Raw genomic sequence first — 15624 nt, 5'->3', positions numbered from 1 at the left:
AGGTGCAGCGAGAGTTATTATCGTATTTTAGGTCTTCATCCGTTTCTCGGATGATTGCTTTGTGGAATTCAACTTTATGAAACTATCCTTGTATGTCTTGAGCTTACTGGCGTTAACCTGTGCCTCTGGCCAAGCCGAGATTAACCAAGATCAGGTGCCTTTTTCCTTAACCTTAGATCAATTACAACAGTGGTCACCTCAGTCAAAACTTGCTGACAAACGCAATGTGTCTACTCAACCACTGGCTTCTCGATTCGTCGCTCCTCTACAAGGCAATAAAGACAGCAAGGTTAAAGTGTTAATAGCCCCCGATGGCATGAATAATTTTGCCAATTATCTTGAACCACAACAAAAATTTAATTTATATAATTTTACCCATTGGTCACAAATCGATGTGCTCAATTGGTTCGCTGGCACGGCCACCCAAACCATAAATATTCCCGCACGGCCTTGGGTAGAGGCTGCCCATAAAAACGGGGTCAAAGTCATTGGCTCGGTATTTTTGGGCATTGCTCGTTTTGGTGGTAGTGCCGATACTGTGGCGCAACTGCTACAACGGGATAAATCCGGTGGATTTCCTGCTGCCCATAAGCTAGTCGACATCGCTGAATTTTATGGTTTTGATGGCTGGTTAATGAATCAAGAAACCGATTTAACCAGAGTAAAAGACGAAAACAATGAGCTGCGTTTTTTTGCTCGTGATTATGACCGAGCGGCGAAGCTGGCTGCTGAGATGCAAGTTTTTATGGCTTACCTGACCAGTCTTGCCCCGCCCGAAATGGAGATCCATTGGTACGACTCCATGATTATGGATGGTCGGGTCAAATGGCAAAATGCGTTAAATGATAAGAATCAAGTGCTATTTCAGCAAGGGATTGGGGCCAAAGGCCGTGTTTCTGACGCTATCTTTTTAAATTATTGGTGGGATGAAGAAATGCTCAAAGCCACCAATCATAAAGCTACTTCATTGCAGCGTTCACCCTACGAGGTTTATTCTGGAATAGATTTATGGCCAGAGCGTAAAGCCCAAAGTATGTTTGTTGAAACCGATTGGCTAACCGATATTTTTCCGGGGCAAGGGGACAAAGCGCTTAGCTCGATTGCGCTATTTGCAAATAATGTAAACTTTAATTTTGATGGTAATGATAAATTGCCAATCCTCAGTGGTTATAGAACCGACAAGAATGATCATCGTAGATTTTATGCGGCCGAAACCCGTTTTTTTGCCGGTGATGACTTAAACCTTGCTATTGATGATGCCAATTGGCCAGGTCTAGGGCGCTATGTGCCAGCGAAGTCGAGTCTAACCAGCTTACCCTTCCTGACCCATTTCAATACCGGCCACGGGTTAATGCGTGCCGAAAAAGGCCAAGTTGAGGATGGTGAATGGCATAACATGGCTGAGCAGGACATATTGCCCACCTGGCAATTTGCAGTGGAAGGAAACGATAAAGTCTCAGTGTATTACAATTTTAACCAAGCCTATAACGGCGGCAGCTCATTAGCCATAGAAGCCGATTTACGCGCTGGGAATGCAATTATTCCACTGTACCAGACCCATTTCGAGATTCGCCCGCAAAGCCAATTAACCTTAGTAACCCAAACCGACTTGCCCGATGGCGTATTAAGCTTGTGGATGCAGACTAAGAGTGGGCAAGAGTTCAAATTCGATATTCCCAGCCAGCCTAAGCAATGGCAGAAATTTTCTCAAAGCTTAGAAAAATTGGCCGGTCAACAAGTCATAAGGATCGGGCTGAAACTGGCCCAAACTGATGTTGCCCAGTCAACCAGTCATATTGGCTTGATAGGAATACACTGATGCGCCCTGTTGAAGTCTGTATGTCCACCGATGATCTGCACTTGCTAGCCGATAATGTGCAGGTTGCCATCCAAGGTGGCGCCCAGCGGATAGAGCTATGCAGTGAGATGCATTTGGGCGGATTAACCCCAAGTATCGAAGCGGTTCAGTTGGCCTGTAAAACGGCGGCTAACAAGCTGGATGTGATGGTGATGCTAAGACCTCATAATCGAGACTTTCACTATAGCGCCGTCGAATTAGAACAAATGCAACAACAGATTGATTTTATAGCCGAGGCGGGGGCTAATGGCATTGTTTTTGGTGCGCTAGACCTATCTGGCTCACATATCGATCTTGATGCAACGGCGCAGGTTTTGGCTATTTGTCAGCGTGTTGGGATGTCTATGACCTTCCACCGTGCCATCGATATGTTGAGTTCTCGTGGCGATGCCATACAGCAATTGGTCGATCTCGGTATCGGTCGGGTGCTAACCAGTGGCACGCCTTGGCTCAGTAACCTTGGTGCTGACAAAGGTTTACCAGAATTAGTGCAAGTGGTTGAAAAGGCAAACAATCAACTCGAAGTTGTGATTGCGGGTAATGTCTCCCATCATAACGCGGACTTACTACTGGAAGCGGTCAATGGGCAGCACAACAACATCTCTTTGCACGCTTTCTCCGGGGTGCACACAGGTCAATTAACCGATTTAATGAAGTTGAAGGCGTTGGTATATGGACAATAATTTGGCTTCAACGAATGGAAAAATGATGTTGAATACTCGAACAGATAAAGCGGCCGAGCCGAGCCGCCAAAGCCTAAATGGCAAATGGCAGTTTCGGCAGGTGGGCACTCAGGAGTGGCTGCCAGCCACTGTTCCTGGCTGTAATTTTACCGATTTACTGGCCAATGAGTTGATTGCTGACCCCTTTTACCGCTGCGAAGAAAATAACCTCCAGTGGATTGAGCAGCAAGACTGGGAATATAAACTTGAATTTAATGTGGAAGCCGAATTAATTGGGCAGCCACAAGTTGATTTAATCATGGATGGTTTAGATACCTATTGCGATGTCATGCTCAACGACAATGTGATTTTATCCAGCAGCAATATGTTCGTTGGTCATAGGGTGGATTGTAAACAACAGCTCAAGGCCGGTAATAATCAGTTGTTAGTTAGATTTAGATCGCCCATCAAAGAAGTGTATTCACAATATCTGGCCAATGGTTTTACCTATCCAGCTGAGAATGACAAGTCCGAGGAAAGGCTTAGTGTATATACCCGCAAGGCACCTTATCACTATGGTTGGGATTGGGGCCCGCGTTTTGTCACTAGTGGCATCTGGCGCGATATCTATATACAGGCCAGCGCTGATTGCCGTATTCAAGATGTGGCCTATCAGCAACTGGAGTTGAATGATAATCAAGCCAAACTGATATTAAATGTGAAACTTAATCAGGCCAGTGAATCTAATAGCCGTTTATCTATCCAGTGTGCACAGCTTCCCGAGTTAAATGTTGTTAGCTATTTTCAAACGGCGAGCAACAGAATTCAGGTAGCAATAGATATCGATAATCCACAACGCTGGTGGCCTAATGGCCTAGGTCAGGCTTTTTTATATCAATTTTCTGTGACCTTAATAACTGACAATGTTCAACGGGATCAAGCTGAGTTAGAAATTGGCTTAAGAAGCATAGAAGTGGTTAATCAGCCCGATGAAGAGGGTGAATGCTTTTATATTAAGGTCAATGGCCACCCTGTATTTATGAAGGGCGCCAATTATATCCCTTCCGATAGTTTTTTAAATCGAGTCGATAATAATAAATATCGCCAGATCTTCGAAGATGCCGTCGCCGCTAATATGAATATGTTACGAGTATGGGGCGGTGGTGTGTATGAAAGCGATGAATTTTATCGCTTAGCCGATGAATATGGCATATTAATCTGGCAAGATTTTATGTTTGCCTGCACTTTGTATCCCGCCGATGAGAGCTTTTTACAAGACGTGCAAGCCGAGGCAAAATATAATATTAAACGCCTGCGTAATCATCCCTGTATTGCCCTTTGGTGTGGCAATAATGAGGTTGAAATGGGCATTCAAGATTGGCAATGGCCAGAGAAGTTTGCTTATTCCGATGAATTGTATGAAAGATTAAAGCAAGACTATGCAGAACTGTTTAATACACTATTGCCAAGCATGGTAGCAACCTACGATCCTGATCGTTTCTATTTCCCCTCTTCACCTATTGGTTTCTGGGAGGATCCGCAAGACGATAAACGCGGTGATAACCATTATTGGGGGGTGTGGCATGGTGAGGAGCCCTTCGAAGAGTTTAGGCATAGGGTGCCGCGCTTTATGAGCGAATATGGCTTTCAGTCTTTCCCCATCATGGAGTCAGTGAAACAATATTCGGTTGAGCAGGATTGGCATATTGAATCCGATGTTATGGGCGTTCATCAAAAACATGGTCGCGGCAATCAACTGATTAAGCAGTATATGTTGCAAGAATATCGCCAGCCCAAAGACTTCGAGAGCTTCTTGTATATGAGCCAAGTCGTGCAGGCACAAGGCATGAAAATTGCCTTTGAATCCCATAGATTGGCCATGCCATTTTGTATGGGCACCTTGTACTGGCAATTTAATGATTGCTGGCCGGTGGCGTCATGGTCAAGTATCGACTATTTTGGCCGCTGGAAAGCTATGCATTATCAGGCCAAGCGTTCATTCGAGCATAAGGCCGTGTTTATCGAACAAAAACAGCAGGATCTTATTGTGAGTTTGGTGAGTGATGCACCTAGCGCAGATGAGTTGGACTTAGAATTAAAATTAATTAACTTTGCTGGCGATATTTTATGGGGCGATACAATGTCCGTGGGATCTGTGCCAAATAGCTGCATGCTTTTGTCTCATTTGAAGATAAATGATTTATTACAGCAATATGATCAGCAGCAAGTGGTACTGGTGGCCAACCTAAGAAGTAAAGATGCAGCGTTGCTGAGCCAAGCCTTACATTATTTTGATCAGACCAAGGCACTTAAACTTAAACCGGCCAAGATTGCTATCGCTAGCCGGATCCTGGCAGGCAAAATTGAACTGAAACTAAGCAGCGATACGTTGGTTAGGCAGTTATATTTGTCGATTGAAGGCGTTGTCGGAAATTTCAGCGATAATTTCTTCGATTTGCTGCCAATGACTGATAAAACGATTTCGATGCCATTGCCAGTTGGGGTTGAATTGACCGAAGATACGCTTCGACAAAAACTCACTCAGATGTCCATTGTGGACACCTACTAAAATACTAATAAAGGTGTGAGAATGACATTAGCGCATATTGATATTGCCATTATTGCCATCTATTTGGTGGCCACTATCGGCATAGGGTTTTACCTTTCAAAGCAGGCTTCCAAAGACTTAAATTCCTATTTTTTGGGCGGTAAAAAAATTCCATGGTGGGCCTTGGGCGTGTCTAATGCCTCGGGCATGTTCGATATCACCGGCACCATGTGGCTGGTGTCGATGTTATTCGTCTATGGATTAAAAAGCGCCTGGCTACCGTGGATCTGGCCCATATTCAACCAAGTGTTTTTGATGATTTATCTGTCGGCTTGGTTGCGCCGATCTAATGTGCTTACCGGTGCCGAGTGGCTTAAAACTCGTTTCGGCACTGGCCGCGGCGCTGAGTTGTCACACATGATAGTGGTGATATTCGCCTTGGTTAGCGCCATTGGGTTTATTGCCTATGCGTTTAAAGGTATTGGCAAATTTGCGGTGATCTTCTTCCCTTGGGAATTCTCAGCCGATACTTACGCCATAGTGATTTTTGCTATTACAACTTTATATGTTGTTAAAGGTGGCATGTTCAGTGTGGTCTTTACCGAGTTGTTGCAGTTTGTGATTATGGCCATTGCCTCTTTGGCGGTGGGTATCATTGCAATCAATATGGTCAGTCCCGAGGCGCTGAATGCGGTGATCCCACAAGGTTGGAAGTCATTGTGGTTTGGCTGGGAATTAGATTTGAACTGGAGCGGTGTTATCGACTCGGTTAACCTTAAAATGCAGCAAGATGATTTCTCGTTGTTTGGCCTGTTTTTTATGATGATGCTGTTTAAGGGCGTGCTGTTTAGCATGGCCGGGCCGGTGCCAAACTACGATATGCAGCGTATTCTCGCCACTCGCAATGCCAAAGAAGCGGCCAAGATGAGTGGCATAGTATCACTGGTGATGTTTTTCCCACGCTTTATGTTGGTGGCCGGCTTAACCGTTTTGGCCTTAGTGTATATGGGCCCTAAAATCCAAGCGAGTGGCCAGGCATTTGATTTCGAACAAATATTACCTTACGCCATTCAAAATTTTATGCCGGTAGGTTTAACCGGCTTGCTTATTGCCGGTCTATTGGCAGCCTTTATGTCGACCTATGCGGCGACAGTGAACGCGGCACCGGCCTATTTTGTTAACGATCTGTATAAGCGTTATATCAACCCTAATGCCCCGCAAAAGACCTATATTAAGATGAGTTATCTGGTGTCAGTGTTGCTAGTGGTGGTGGGTGTCGGCCTAGGTTTTGTGATCACTAGCATTAATGACATTATGCAGTGGATCTTTGGCGCCTTGTTTGGCGGTTATGCGGCGGCCAACCTACTGAAATGGCACTGGTGGCGCTTTAATGCTTATGGTTATTTCTGGGGCATGTTGTCGGGGCTGCTGGCTTCTTTGTTATTGCCATTGATTGCACCGGACATTCAACCTTTGTTTGCTTTCCCTTATTTATTATTAGCCGGTTTGCTCGGTAGCATTATCGGCACCTTATTGACTCCCGCCGAAGATGACAAAGTGCTGATGGACTTTTATCAAAATGTAAGGCCTTGGGGTGTATGGGGGCCTATTCGCGCTAAAGTCAAAGTACAGCATCCAGAGTTTGAACCCAACAGTCACTTTTCCCGCGATATGTTGAATGTGGGCGTTGGCATGATTTGGCAAATTTCCTTGGTGGTGATCCCGATTTATCTGGTGATCCAAGAGTTTGTGCCTATGCTGGCGGGGATCGGCATCATGCTTTTAACCTCCTACATTTTGAAGAAAAATTGGTATGACAAGCTGGAAGATTAGGCTTGTATAAATGCTCAACATGAATAATTACGGATATAAAAAATGAAAATACTTGGCTATTCCTTAGTCCTACCCATACTCTTAGCCGCGTGCAGCAGTTCTCAGCAGCCAGCGCAAACGACAGTAGCGGCAGCGCATACCCTTTCAACCACAGACAAGGCGTTGTTGCAATATGTTGACCCCTTAATTGGTACCGGTGGCCATGGGCATACCTTTCCGGGCGCCACAGTACCTTTTGGTATGGTGCAGCTAAGTCCTGATAATCCATCTAAAGGCTGGGACTGGACCTCAGGCTACAACTATTCTGACAATCAATTATTCGGCTTTAGCCATACCCATTTATCGGGCACCGGCGTGGGTGATCTACTCGATATTTTAGTGATGCCCTTTCGCGGAGACTATACACAACGGCTGGATAATGAATTAAACAGGGTGGTGACTACTTACAGTCACGATAATGAGCAAGCCCGTGCCGGCTATTACTCGCTGGAGCTTACAGATGAAAAAGTCACAGCCGAGCTTAGCGTGACCGAGCGCACTGGCGTACATCGTTATAGCTTTGCCGGCGAGGAATCGGCCAAGCTGTTGATCGACTTAGGTTATGCCCAGAACTACGATAAGCCGGTGGCGACCTTTATGCGCGTGGTTGATGACCGCACTGTGCAGGGATACAGGATTTCCACAGGTTGGACAGAGTATCAGCCGGTGTATTTTGTGGTGGAATTTAACCAACCTTTTAATCATCAGTTTTATGTAGAAGGCAAGGCCTTCGATGAAACCATCGCGCTAAAAGGCGATGTGATCAATACCGAAAAAAGTGAAGTGGTATTAGATTTTGGTGATATTGACGGTCAGCCTTTAGTGGCCAAGCTAGGCATGTCTTATACCAGCATCAATAATGCTAAACAGAATCTAGCGGCAGAAGTAAATGGCTTTGATTTTGAGCAAGTCAAACAGTCGGCCGCCAATAAATGGGCGGCGCAGTTAAGTAAGTTTAATGTTGAAGATGGCGATGAAGAGGCCAAAACCGTGTTCTACACCGCCCTGTATCATTCATTCTTAGCGCCTCAATTATTTAATGACCAAAACGGCAGCTATTTTGGTGCCGATGGCGCGACTCATCAAACCCAAGATTTTAACCGTTACACCTTATTTTCGCTGTGGGATACCTTCCGTGCCTTGCACCCGCTGTTAACCATCAGCGATGGTGACAAAATCAATGATATGGTCGAGTCTATGCTGGCCTTTTATGATGAAACGGGACTATTACCCACTTGGGATCTGATGTCGAATGAAACCGATGTGATGATTGGTTATCATGCGGTACCCGTGCTCGTCGATGCGTATTTTAAAGGGCTGACTAAGGTGGATCCTGAGCGTTTATATGCGGCCATTAAAGCCTCGGCCATGCAAGATCAGTTTGGTATCGACTTATACAAAAAACACGGTTATATCCCCTCAGAATTAGAACTCGAAGCGGTGTCCAAAACCTTAGAATATGCTTTCGATGACTGGGCCATCGCCCGCATGGCCAAGGCCTTAGGCAAAAGCGACGACGCCGCATATTTTAGTCAACGGGCCAACTCTTTTAAGACCTTATTCGATACATCCGTCGGCTTTATGCGCGGCAAAGATGCACAAGGCCAATGGGTCAAAGAGTTTAGCCCGACCCATGTGGATCATCGGGTAACCGATTATACCGAAGCCAATGCGTGGCAATACTCGTGGTTTGTACCTCATGATGTGCCCGCACTAATCGAACTATTTGGCGGTGAGTCGCCGTTCGTATCGAAATTAGATCAATTGTTTAGCGTCAGCTCGCATATGGAAGGCGATGTGTCGCCGGATATTTCCGGTCTGATTGGCCAGTACGCCCATGGTAACGAGCCGTGCCATCATATTCCTTATTTGTATGCCTTTACCCAGCAAAAGTGGAAAGGTGAACAGCAAATTCGCCAAATTCGCCAAACGATGTACCGCAATGGGCCCGATGGCTTGGCCGGCAATGATGATGTGGGCCAGATGTCGGCTTGGTATGTATTTAGTGCTCTTGGCTTTTATCCGGTAAATCCGGCCAGCGGTGAATATGTGTTTGGTACCCCATTGTTTGACCACGTCAGCATTAATGTGGGTAAGGGTAAGTTTCTTAAAGTCAGTCAAAGTGGCGACAAGCAAGGTTTTGTCAAACAGGTGCTGCTGAATGGCGAAGTGTTAACCGTGAATCATATTACGCATCAACAACTAAGTGCCGGTGGTGAGCTGCACTTTATTCTTGAAAATCGTTAGAAAAGATAAGGAATTTAAGGTGATCAATAAAAGACAGTTTCTTAAATTAGTGGCGGGCCTTGGCATGTCTTCGATGCTGCCCGGCGCGCAGGCCAAACAATCTTCGCAAGCAGAGCCTAGGTCAGTTAAAAAGCCTATTGTGGTATCCACGTGGGAGCATGGTATTCCAGCCAATAAAGCCGCTTGGAAAATACTAACAAACAAAGGCACTGCCCTCGATGCAGTTGAGCAAGGTGTCCGTGTACCAGAAGCCGATCCTGAAGTGACCACGGTTGGTTATGGTGGTTTTCCCGACCGCGAAGGTAAAGTTACGCTCGATGCCTGCATCATGGATCACAATCAGGATTGCGGCTCGGTAGCCTTTTTACAAAATATAAAACACCCCATATCTGTGGCACGCCAAGTGATGGAACAAACCCCCCATGTGATGTTGGTCGGTGAAGGAGCCGAGCAATTTGCGCTGAAACAAGGCTTTATACAAGAAAACCTATTAACCCCTAAAGCCAAGTCAGCTTGGCAACAGTGGCTTAAAAAGTCCAAGTATGCGCCGGTGATCAATGTGGAAAATCACGACACCATTGGCATGCTGGCCCTCGATGACCAGGGTAATTTGTCGGGTGCTTGTACCACTAGCGGCGCCGCATTTAAAATGTCGGGGCGAGTTGGCGATTCGCCGTTAATTGGGGCGGGGTTGTATGTCGATAACGAAGTGGGCGCGGCCACCGCTACCGGCATGGGTGAGTTGATGATTAAAACTGTCGGTTGTCACCTTGTTGTAGAGTTGATGCGTCAGGGGCGATCGCCAGAGCAGGCCTGCAAGGAAGCGGTTGAACGGATCGCCAAAAAGTTGGGTGATTATAAGCAATTCCAAGTGGGTTTCTTGGCCTTATCTAACACAGGTGAATACGGTTCTTATTGTATTCAGCCGGGATTTAACTATGCGGTCACCGATGCGAGTGGTAGTCGCATGATCGATGCGAACAGTTGGTTATAAACGGATGTTGAAGTGGCTGTGTTTGGCGGGCGGGTTATTGTGCTTAAGTGTGGCGCTGTCGGCCCATGCAAGCGTACAGGTAACCTTAGGCTCACCAGATAGCCGCGTTGAGTTACAAGTTAAAATAATTGATGGCATTGCTAAATATCAACTGAGTAAAGATAAACAGTTAATCATTGACGATTCGGCAATAGACTTTACCTTTAAACAGCAACCGGCATTAGGGTCTAACTTAGCTGTAATTGAGCAGGTCATCACCGAGGTCAATGCGCCTTGGCAACGACCTTGGGGCCAGACTAAACAGCTTGAAAACCACTACCGGCAGTTAGTCCTTACACTCAAAGAAAGCACCAAATTAGAAAGAACATTTCAGCTAATTTTCAGGGTATTTAATGATGGGATTGGGTTTCGCACGGTGTTGCCTAAACAGCCCAATTTAAATCGGTTTGAGATGACTGCAGAAAATACCGAGTTTGCGGTTGTAGGTAATCCTACGAGTTGGTGGATCCCCCAAGATTTCGATAGTTACGAAGCCGAATATCGGCATACACCCTATGCCGATGTCACTGCGGTGAATACGCCAATCACCTTCCAATCGCAGCAAGGCACCTTGCTCAGTATTCATGAGGCTGCCTTAACCGATTATGCCGGCATGACCTTAGTTAAACGAGGTAAAAAGTTAGTCAGTGAGTTGGTGCCATGGCCGGATGGGATCAAAGTACGGGGAGCAACGCCATTTAAAACCCCATGGCGAACGATTCAACTTGCCGATAATGCAGGTGAGCTGTTGATTTCAGATCTAATTGAAAATCTAAATGAACCCAATGTGTTAACCGATACCTCGTGGCTCCAGCCAATGAAATATGTGGGCATTTGGTGGGGTATGCATATGCGTGAGCATACATGGACGGCTGGCCCCAAACATGGTGCCACTACCGAGCGCACGAAAGCCTATATCGACTTTGCCGCCGCCAATGATTTCGGCGGTGTTTTAGTAGAAGGCTGGAATCAAGGCTGGGAAACTTGGCATACGGGCCATAATATCCAAGATTATACTCAGGCCTATGCCGATTTCGATTTAGCCGATATTGCCAAATATGCCGCGCAAAAGGGCGTGACTTTGATTGGCCACCATGAAACCGGTGGCAATATTCCGATGTATGAGCAACAAGCCGAACAAGCCTTCGCGCTCTATGCCAAATATGGGGTGCGCGCGGTAAAAACCGGTTATGCGGGCAAAATGACGCCAGCGGGTTCGTTTCATCATGGCCAGCAAATGGTTAATCATTATCGGCGTATTGTGGAGTTGGCCGCTAAATATAAGATCATGCTCAATGTCCATGAGCCGATTAAGGCCACAGGGATTCGCCGGACTTACCCGAATATGATGACCCGAGAAGGCGGGCGCGGGATGGAATGGAATGGTTGGAGTGAGGGCAATCCACCACAGCATACGCTAGTTCTGCCTTTTACTCGCCTGCTCGGTGGGCCGATGGACTACACCCCCGGTATATTTGATTTAAAGTTTGATCCGCAATCTCAGTACCGAGTGCATACTACCTTGGCTCGCCAGTTAGCCCATTACGTGACTTTGTATAGCCCGATGCAGATGGCCGCCGATATGATCAAAAATTATCGGCAACAACTGGCTTTTGAATTTATTCGACAGGTGCCTGTTGATTGGGATGAGACCCATGTTATCGAAGCAGACATTGGCCACCATCTGACCATGGCTCGTCGACATAAACAGCAGTGGTTTTTAGCCAGTATCACTGATGCAACACCACGGCAAATCGATATTCCATTGGATTTTCTTGCCCCCGAGACCCAATACCAATTAACCCTATTTGCCGACGGACCTGAATTAGATTTTGTCGATAACCCTACAGCCATCGAAATCAGCTGTTTTATGGTCAACAGTCAAACTCGTTTACCGGCAGTGTTGGCCAGCGGGGGCGGAATGGCGGCCATTATTACGCCGGTCAATCAACCAAAATCACAGTGTCCAAATATAGAGAGTTACCGGCAACAACTGGTTGGGCGGCTAGCCCAATTCCAACAGGGCAATCAGTATGGAAAAATCAAACGGGTTACCCATTTGGCCAAGAACCAATCAATAAAGCTAATTCATCAGCCTGACGCGAGTTATATGGCCGCTGGGCCTAACGCATTGGTGGATGGGGTGCGGGGCGGCGCCGATTATAAGCAGGGTTGGCAAGGTTTTAGGCAACAAGATCTTGATGCGGTGATTGATTTAGGTACGGCCCAATCGGCCAGCCGAATTGAGGTGGGATTTTTACAAAGTATTTTGCATTCCATTTTATTGCCGACAAAGATCGAATTTTCTGTTTCACGAGATGGGGTGCAATTTACTCAGGTGGGTCAAGCCCAATACCACACCCGTGAAGGTGAGCCCGATTATCAGCGTAAAGATTTTGCGGTCTCATTTAAGCCACAAAACGTGCGTTTTATTCGGGTGCAGGCGACAACACCGAAGACCTTGCCTGACTGGCATACTCGGCCGGGCCAAGAGGCCTTTATTTTTGCCGACGAAATTCAACTTCATTAATTTATTATGAGATATAAGATGAAATTTATTGTTTGTTTATTGTGCTGTGTCACCTTGTTGTCATGCCAAGTTAAATTGCCATCCCAAGGTAATAAGTCGTTGGTGGTGTTTGACGATACCCAGTTGTATTTCGATATGCAGTTAAAATCAGCGCCGCAAGACGGCACCATCATTCGGCTCGATGCGGGTCGGGTGTTGTTGAAAAAAGTGAGGTTACCGCGCTACGCAATTCAACCTAAGGTTAAGGTTTCGATGACGCTGAAATCTAATGGTGACCCTTGGGATAAATCCGGTTCGTTATTCGTTATTCCTAAAAGCAAAGGGGCAAATTTATTGGATTTTGAGCAAGGCCGTTTTGGTCTTAAAAGCTTAAATCAGCCTTACCCCGCAGTGAAAGCATCAGCCACAGCCGAATTTAACTATCTGCCCAATGTCGAATTATTACGCTTTATGACACCTTTTGGCGTGGGCTTTTTTAATCAACACGAGCGCACTCAAGATCGCAAGCCGCCGTATATTCCTGCTTGGAAAGATGAGGTCAGTTGGACCCAAGATATCAGCCAGTTATTGCCTTTATTGGAAGATGAAGTGTATATCGGGGTGTATATCGATACGTGGGACAACAAAGGTTATCGATTGTCAGTCAAGTTAGATTTCAACGAAAGCCGGTATCTACAACAAGAAAAGCGCACAACCAAGGTATTGCCCTTGGTCAACACGGTTAAATATGCCTCAGATCAACGCTTGTTCGATGGCTTTGCCCAAGGTGAATTAACCGCCAATTTTGAGCTACCCCAAGGGGCAAGCAATGCTATCTTGCACTACATCACTACCGGCCATGGTGGCCATGCCAGTGGCGATGAATTTACTAAAAAAGAAAATATCATCAGTTTGGATAGTGAAGTGTTAAAGCGGTTTATTCCTTGGCGCGATGATTGCGCCAGTTTTAGGCGGTTTAATCCCAGTTCTGGCACGTGGAAAGCCAAAGACGTATTCCTAGATTCCAGCTCCGACGAGCGTATTGCATCATCGGATTTGTCCCGCTCTAATTGGTGTCCCGGCAGTGATGTGACGCCACAAATAATTGAACTTGGCAATATCGGCTCAGGCGAACATCAGTTAAGTATCGCCATACCGCAAGCACAAGTGGCCAAAGATAATGAGCACAATTATTGGATGGTTTCGGCTTATCTTACCTATGAAATTAACTAAATTTAAGGATTTATCCATGAAGTATTGGCTTCCCCTATCGGTCATCTTTATTGCAGCTTGTTCCGGTGGAGATTCGGGCTCAAGCAGTGGTCCAACGACGCCAGCACCCACCGCAGATACCACTGCTCCTGTGATTACGTTAAATGGCGCTGGCAGTGTCGTTATCGTAGCTGGCGAGGTTTATCAAGATGCCGGTGCCACTGCAACCGATAACGTCGATGGTGAAATGGGTAGTCAAATCGTGGTTACTGGCAATGTCGATAACAATTTGCCAGGTGAATATAAACTGTTATTCAATGTGTCAGATCAAGCCGGTAATTCGGCAACAACCATGGAACGGCTAATAACAGTGCAGCCCAACCCAGTAATACAAGTCGATATTCAAACCCATGGTGTGGCGATTGTCGATGAGCCGAAGATAATGGCAAGCATGCTGATGACGGATAAAGATGAAATCTTGTATCAGGGAAATATCGGCATCGAATATCGCGGCTCTACGTCTCAGACCTTTGATAAAAAGTCTTATGGCTTTGAGACTTGGGATCAACATGGCGAAGACATGAAGGTTGAGTTAGCCGGGTTTCCCGAAGAAGAAGATTGGATCTTTTACGGCCCCTATAGCGATAAGTCGCTATTACGCAATGTGCTGATTTTTGATTTATCCAATCAAATGGGTCGCTACGCGGTAAGAACCCAGTTTGTTGAAGTGACGGTTAATGATGATTACAACGGCCTGTATGTGTTAATGGAGAAAATCAAACGCGACAGCGAGCGGGTGGATATCAGTAAACTTAAATCCGATGATATTAGCGGTGGCTATATCCTTAAAATTGACAAAACCACAGGGGAAGACTTTAGCCTCGATTTTTCATTTTCTTCGCAGTTTGATGGTTTTGGTGATGCTAATGGCAGTCAGAAGATCAAGTTCTTGTATGAATACCCTAAACCCAAAGATATTGAGCCGGCAGAGAAAGCCTATATCCAAGATTATATGGCAGATTTCGAACAGGCCTTAATGTCAGATGATTTTACCGACCCAGATTTGGGCTATCGGCAATATATTGATGTAGACAGCTTTATCGACTTTTTTATCCTTAATGAATTGACCCGCAATGTGGATGCATTTCGATTAAGCACTTTTATGCATAAAGATAAAGGCGAAAAATTGAATATGGGTCCGATTTGGGACTTTAATATTGCCTTTGGCAATGCCGATTATTGCCAAGGCGAGTCTACCGTCGATTGGGCCTATAAATTTAATCAGTACTGCCCTGATGATCCTTCTCGAGTGCCATTTTGGTGGGGTAAATTATTGCAAGATCCTCAGTTTGTGGCCCAACTTAAGGCGCGTTGGTCTGGCTTACGAACGGATATACTTAGTGAACAAAATATTGCCAAGGTGATCCAAGCTAAAGTGACCCGTCTTAAGCAAGGCGGCGTGATTAAAGCTAACTTCGAGCGTTATAACGTTTTGGGTGTGCATGTGTGGCCTAATTTCTATGTTGGCGCTAATTACGACGAAGAAGTGACCTACCTTAAACAATGGATCTCAGATCGTCTTAATTGGATGGACAGTGGTATCCAAGCACTTTAAAAAAGGACAGCTGACAATATCGTCAGTCACATTGGATAGGGCAGCTAAGTTAAATTTAATGATACAGA

The 15624-nt window shown here is 45.8% G+C and carries 9 protein-coding genes; all 9 read left to right on the top strand.

Going from position 1 to position 15624, the window contains the following annotated elements:
• Positions 1–76: 76 nt before the first annotated feature.
• The 9 genes from Q0688_RS09740 to Q0688_RS09700 all read left to right on the top strand — a co-directional run bounded on the left by Q0688_RS09740 (position 77) and on the right by Q0688_RS09700 (position 15556).
• Positions 77–1819 (top strand): endo-beta-N-acetylglucosaminidase, encoded by a 1743-nt coding sequence (locus Q0688_RS09740; RefSeq protein ID WP_299075315.1) that lies wholly within the window; start codon positions 77–79, stop codon positions 1817–1819.
• Positions 1819–2541 (top strand): copper homeostasis protein CutC, encoded by a 723-nt coding sequence (locus tag Q0688_RS09735; protein WP_299075310.1) that lies wholly within the window; start codon positions 1819–1821, stop codon positions 2539–2541. The genes Q0688_RS09740 and Q0688_RS09735 overlap by 1 nt, the downstream gene beginning before the upstream one ends.
• Complete coding sequence (locus Q0688_RS09730) at positions 2531–5089, top strand: glycoside hydrolase family 2 protein (protein WP_299075307.1); 2559 nt, start codon at positions 2531–2533, stop codon at positions 5087–5089. The genes Q0688_RS09735 and Q0688_RS09730 overlap by 11 nt, the downstream gene beginning before the upstream one ends.
• Before the next feature lie 21 nt (positions 5090–5110).
• Positions 5111–6901 carry a sodium:solute symporter family protein gene (locus Q0688_RS09725; RefSeq protein WP_299075304.1) on the top strand — a complete coding sequence of 597 codons (1791 nt, stop codon included), beginning with the start codon at positions 5111–5113 and terminating at the stop codon, positions 6899–6901.
• Between the two features lie 42 nt (positions 6902–6943).
• Positions 6944–9187 (top strand): GH92 family glycosyl hydrolase, encoded by a 2244-nt coding sequence (locus Q0688_RS09720; protein WP_299075301.1) that lies wholly within the window; start codon positions 6944–6946, stop codon positions 9185–9187.
• A 73-nt stretch (positions 9188–9260) separates the two neighbouring features.
• A complete protein-coding gene (locus tag Q0688_RS09715; RefSeq protein ID WP_299075415.1) occupies positions 9261–10181 on the top strand; it encodes an isoaspartyl peptidase/L-asparaginase family protein in 921 nt (306 codons plus the stop codon).
• A gap of 4 nt (positions 10182–10185) precedes the next feature.
• Positions 10186–12750, top strand: coding sequence for a glycoside hydrolase family 97 catalytic domain-containing protein (locus tag Q0688_RS09710; RefSeq protein WP_299075298.1), 2565 nt, complete (start codon positions 10186–10188; stop codon positions 12748–12750).
• A gap of 18 nt (positions 12751–12768) precedes the next feature.
• Positions 12769–13962 carry a PNGase F N-terminal domain-containing protein gene (locus Q0688_RS09705; RefSeq protein ID WP_299075295.1) on the top strand — a complete coding sequence of 398 codons (1194 nt, stop codon included), beginning with the start codon at positions 12769–12771 and terminating at the stop codon, positions 13960–13962.
• A gap of 16 nt (positions 13963–13978) precedes the next feature.
• The gene (locus Q0688_RS09700) at positions 13979–15556 is read left to right on the top strand and encodes a CotH kinase family protein (RefSeq protein WP_299075292.1); all 1578 of its coding nucleotides are present in this window, start codon (positions 13979–13981) and stop codon (positions 15554–15556) included.
• Positions 15557–15624 lie beyond the last annotated feature (68 nt).

Source organism: uncultured Paraglaciecola sp. (assembly GCF_937123705.1).
Classification (GTDB): domain Bacteria; phylum Pseudomonadota; class Gammaproteobacteria; order Enterobacterales; family Alteromonadaceae; genus Paraglaciecola.
Note: the sequence above shows the minus strand (reverse complement) of the source record. Positions and strands in the feature narration are given on the sequence as shown.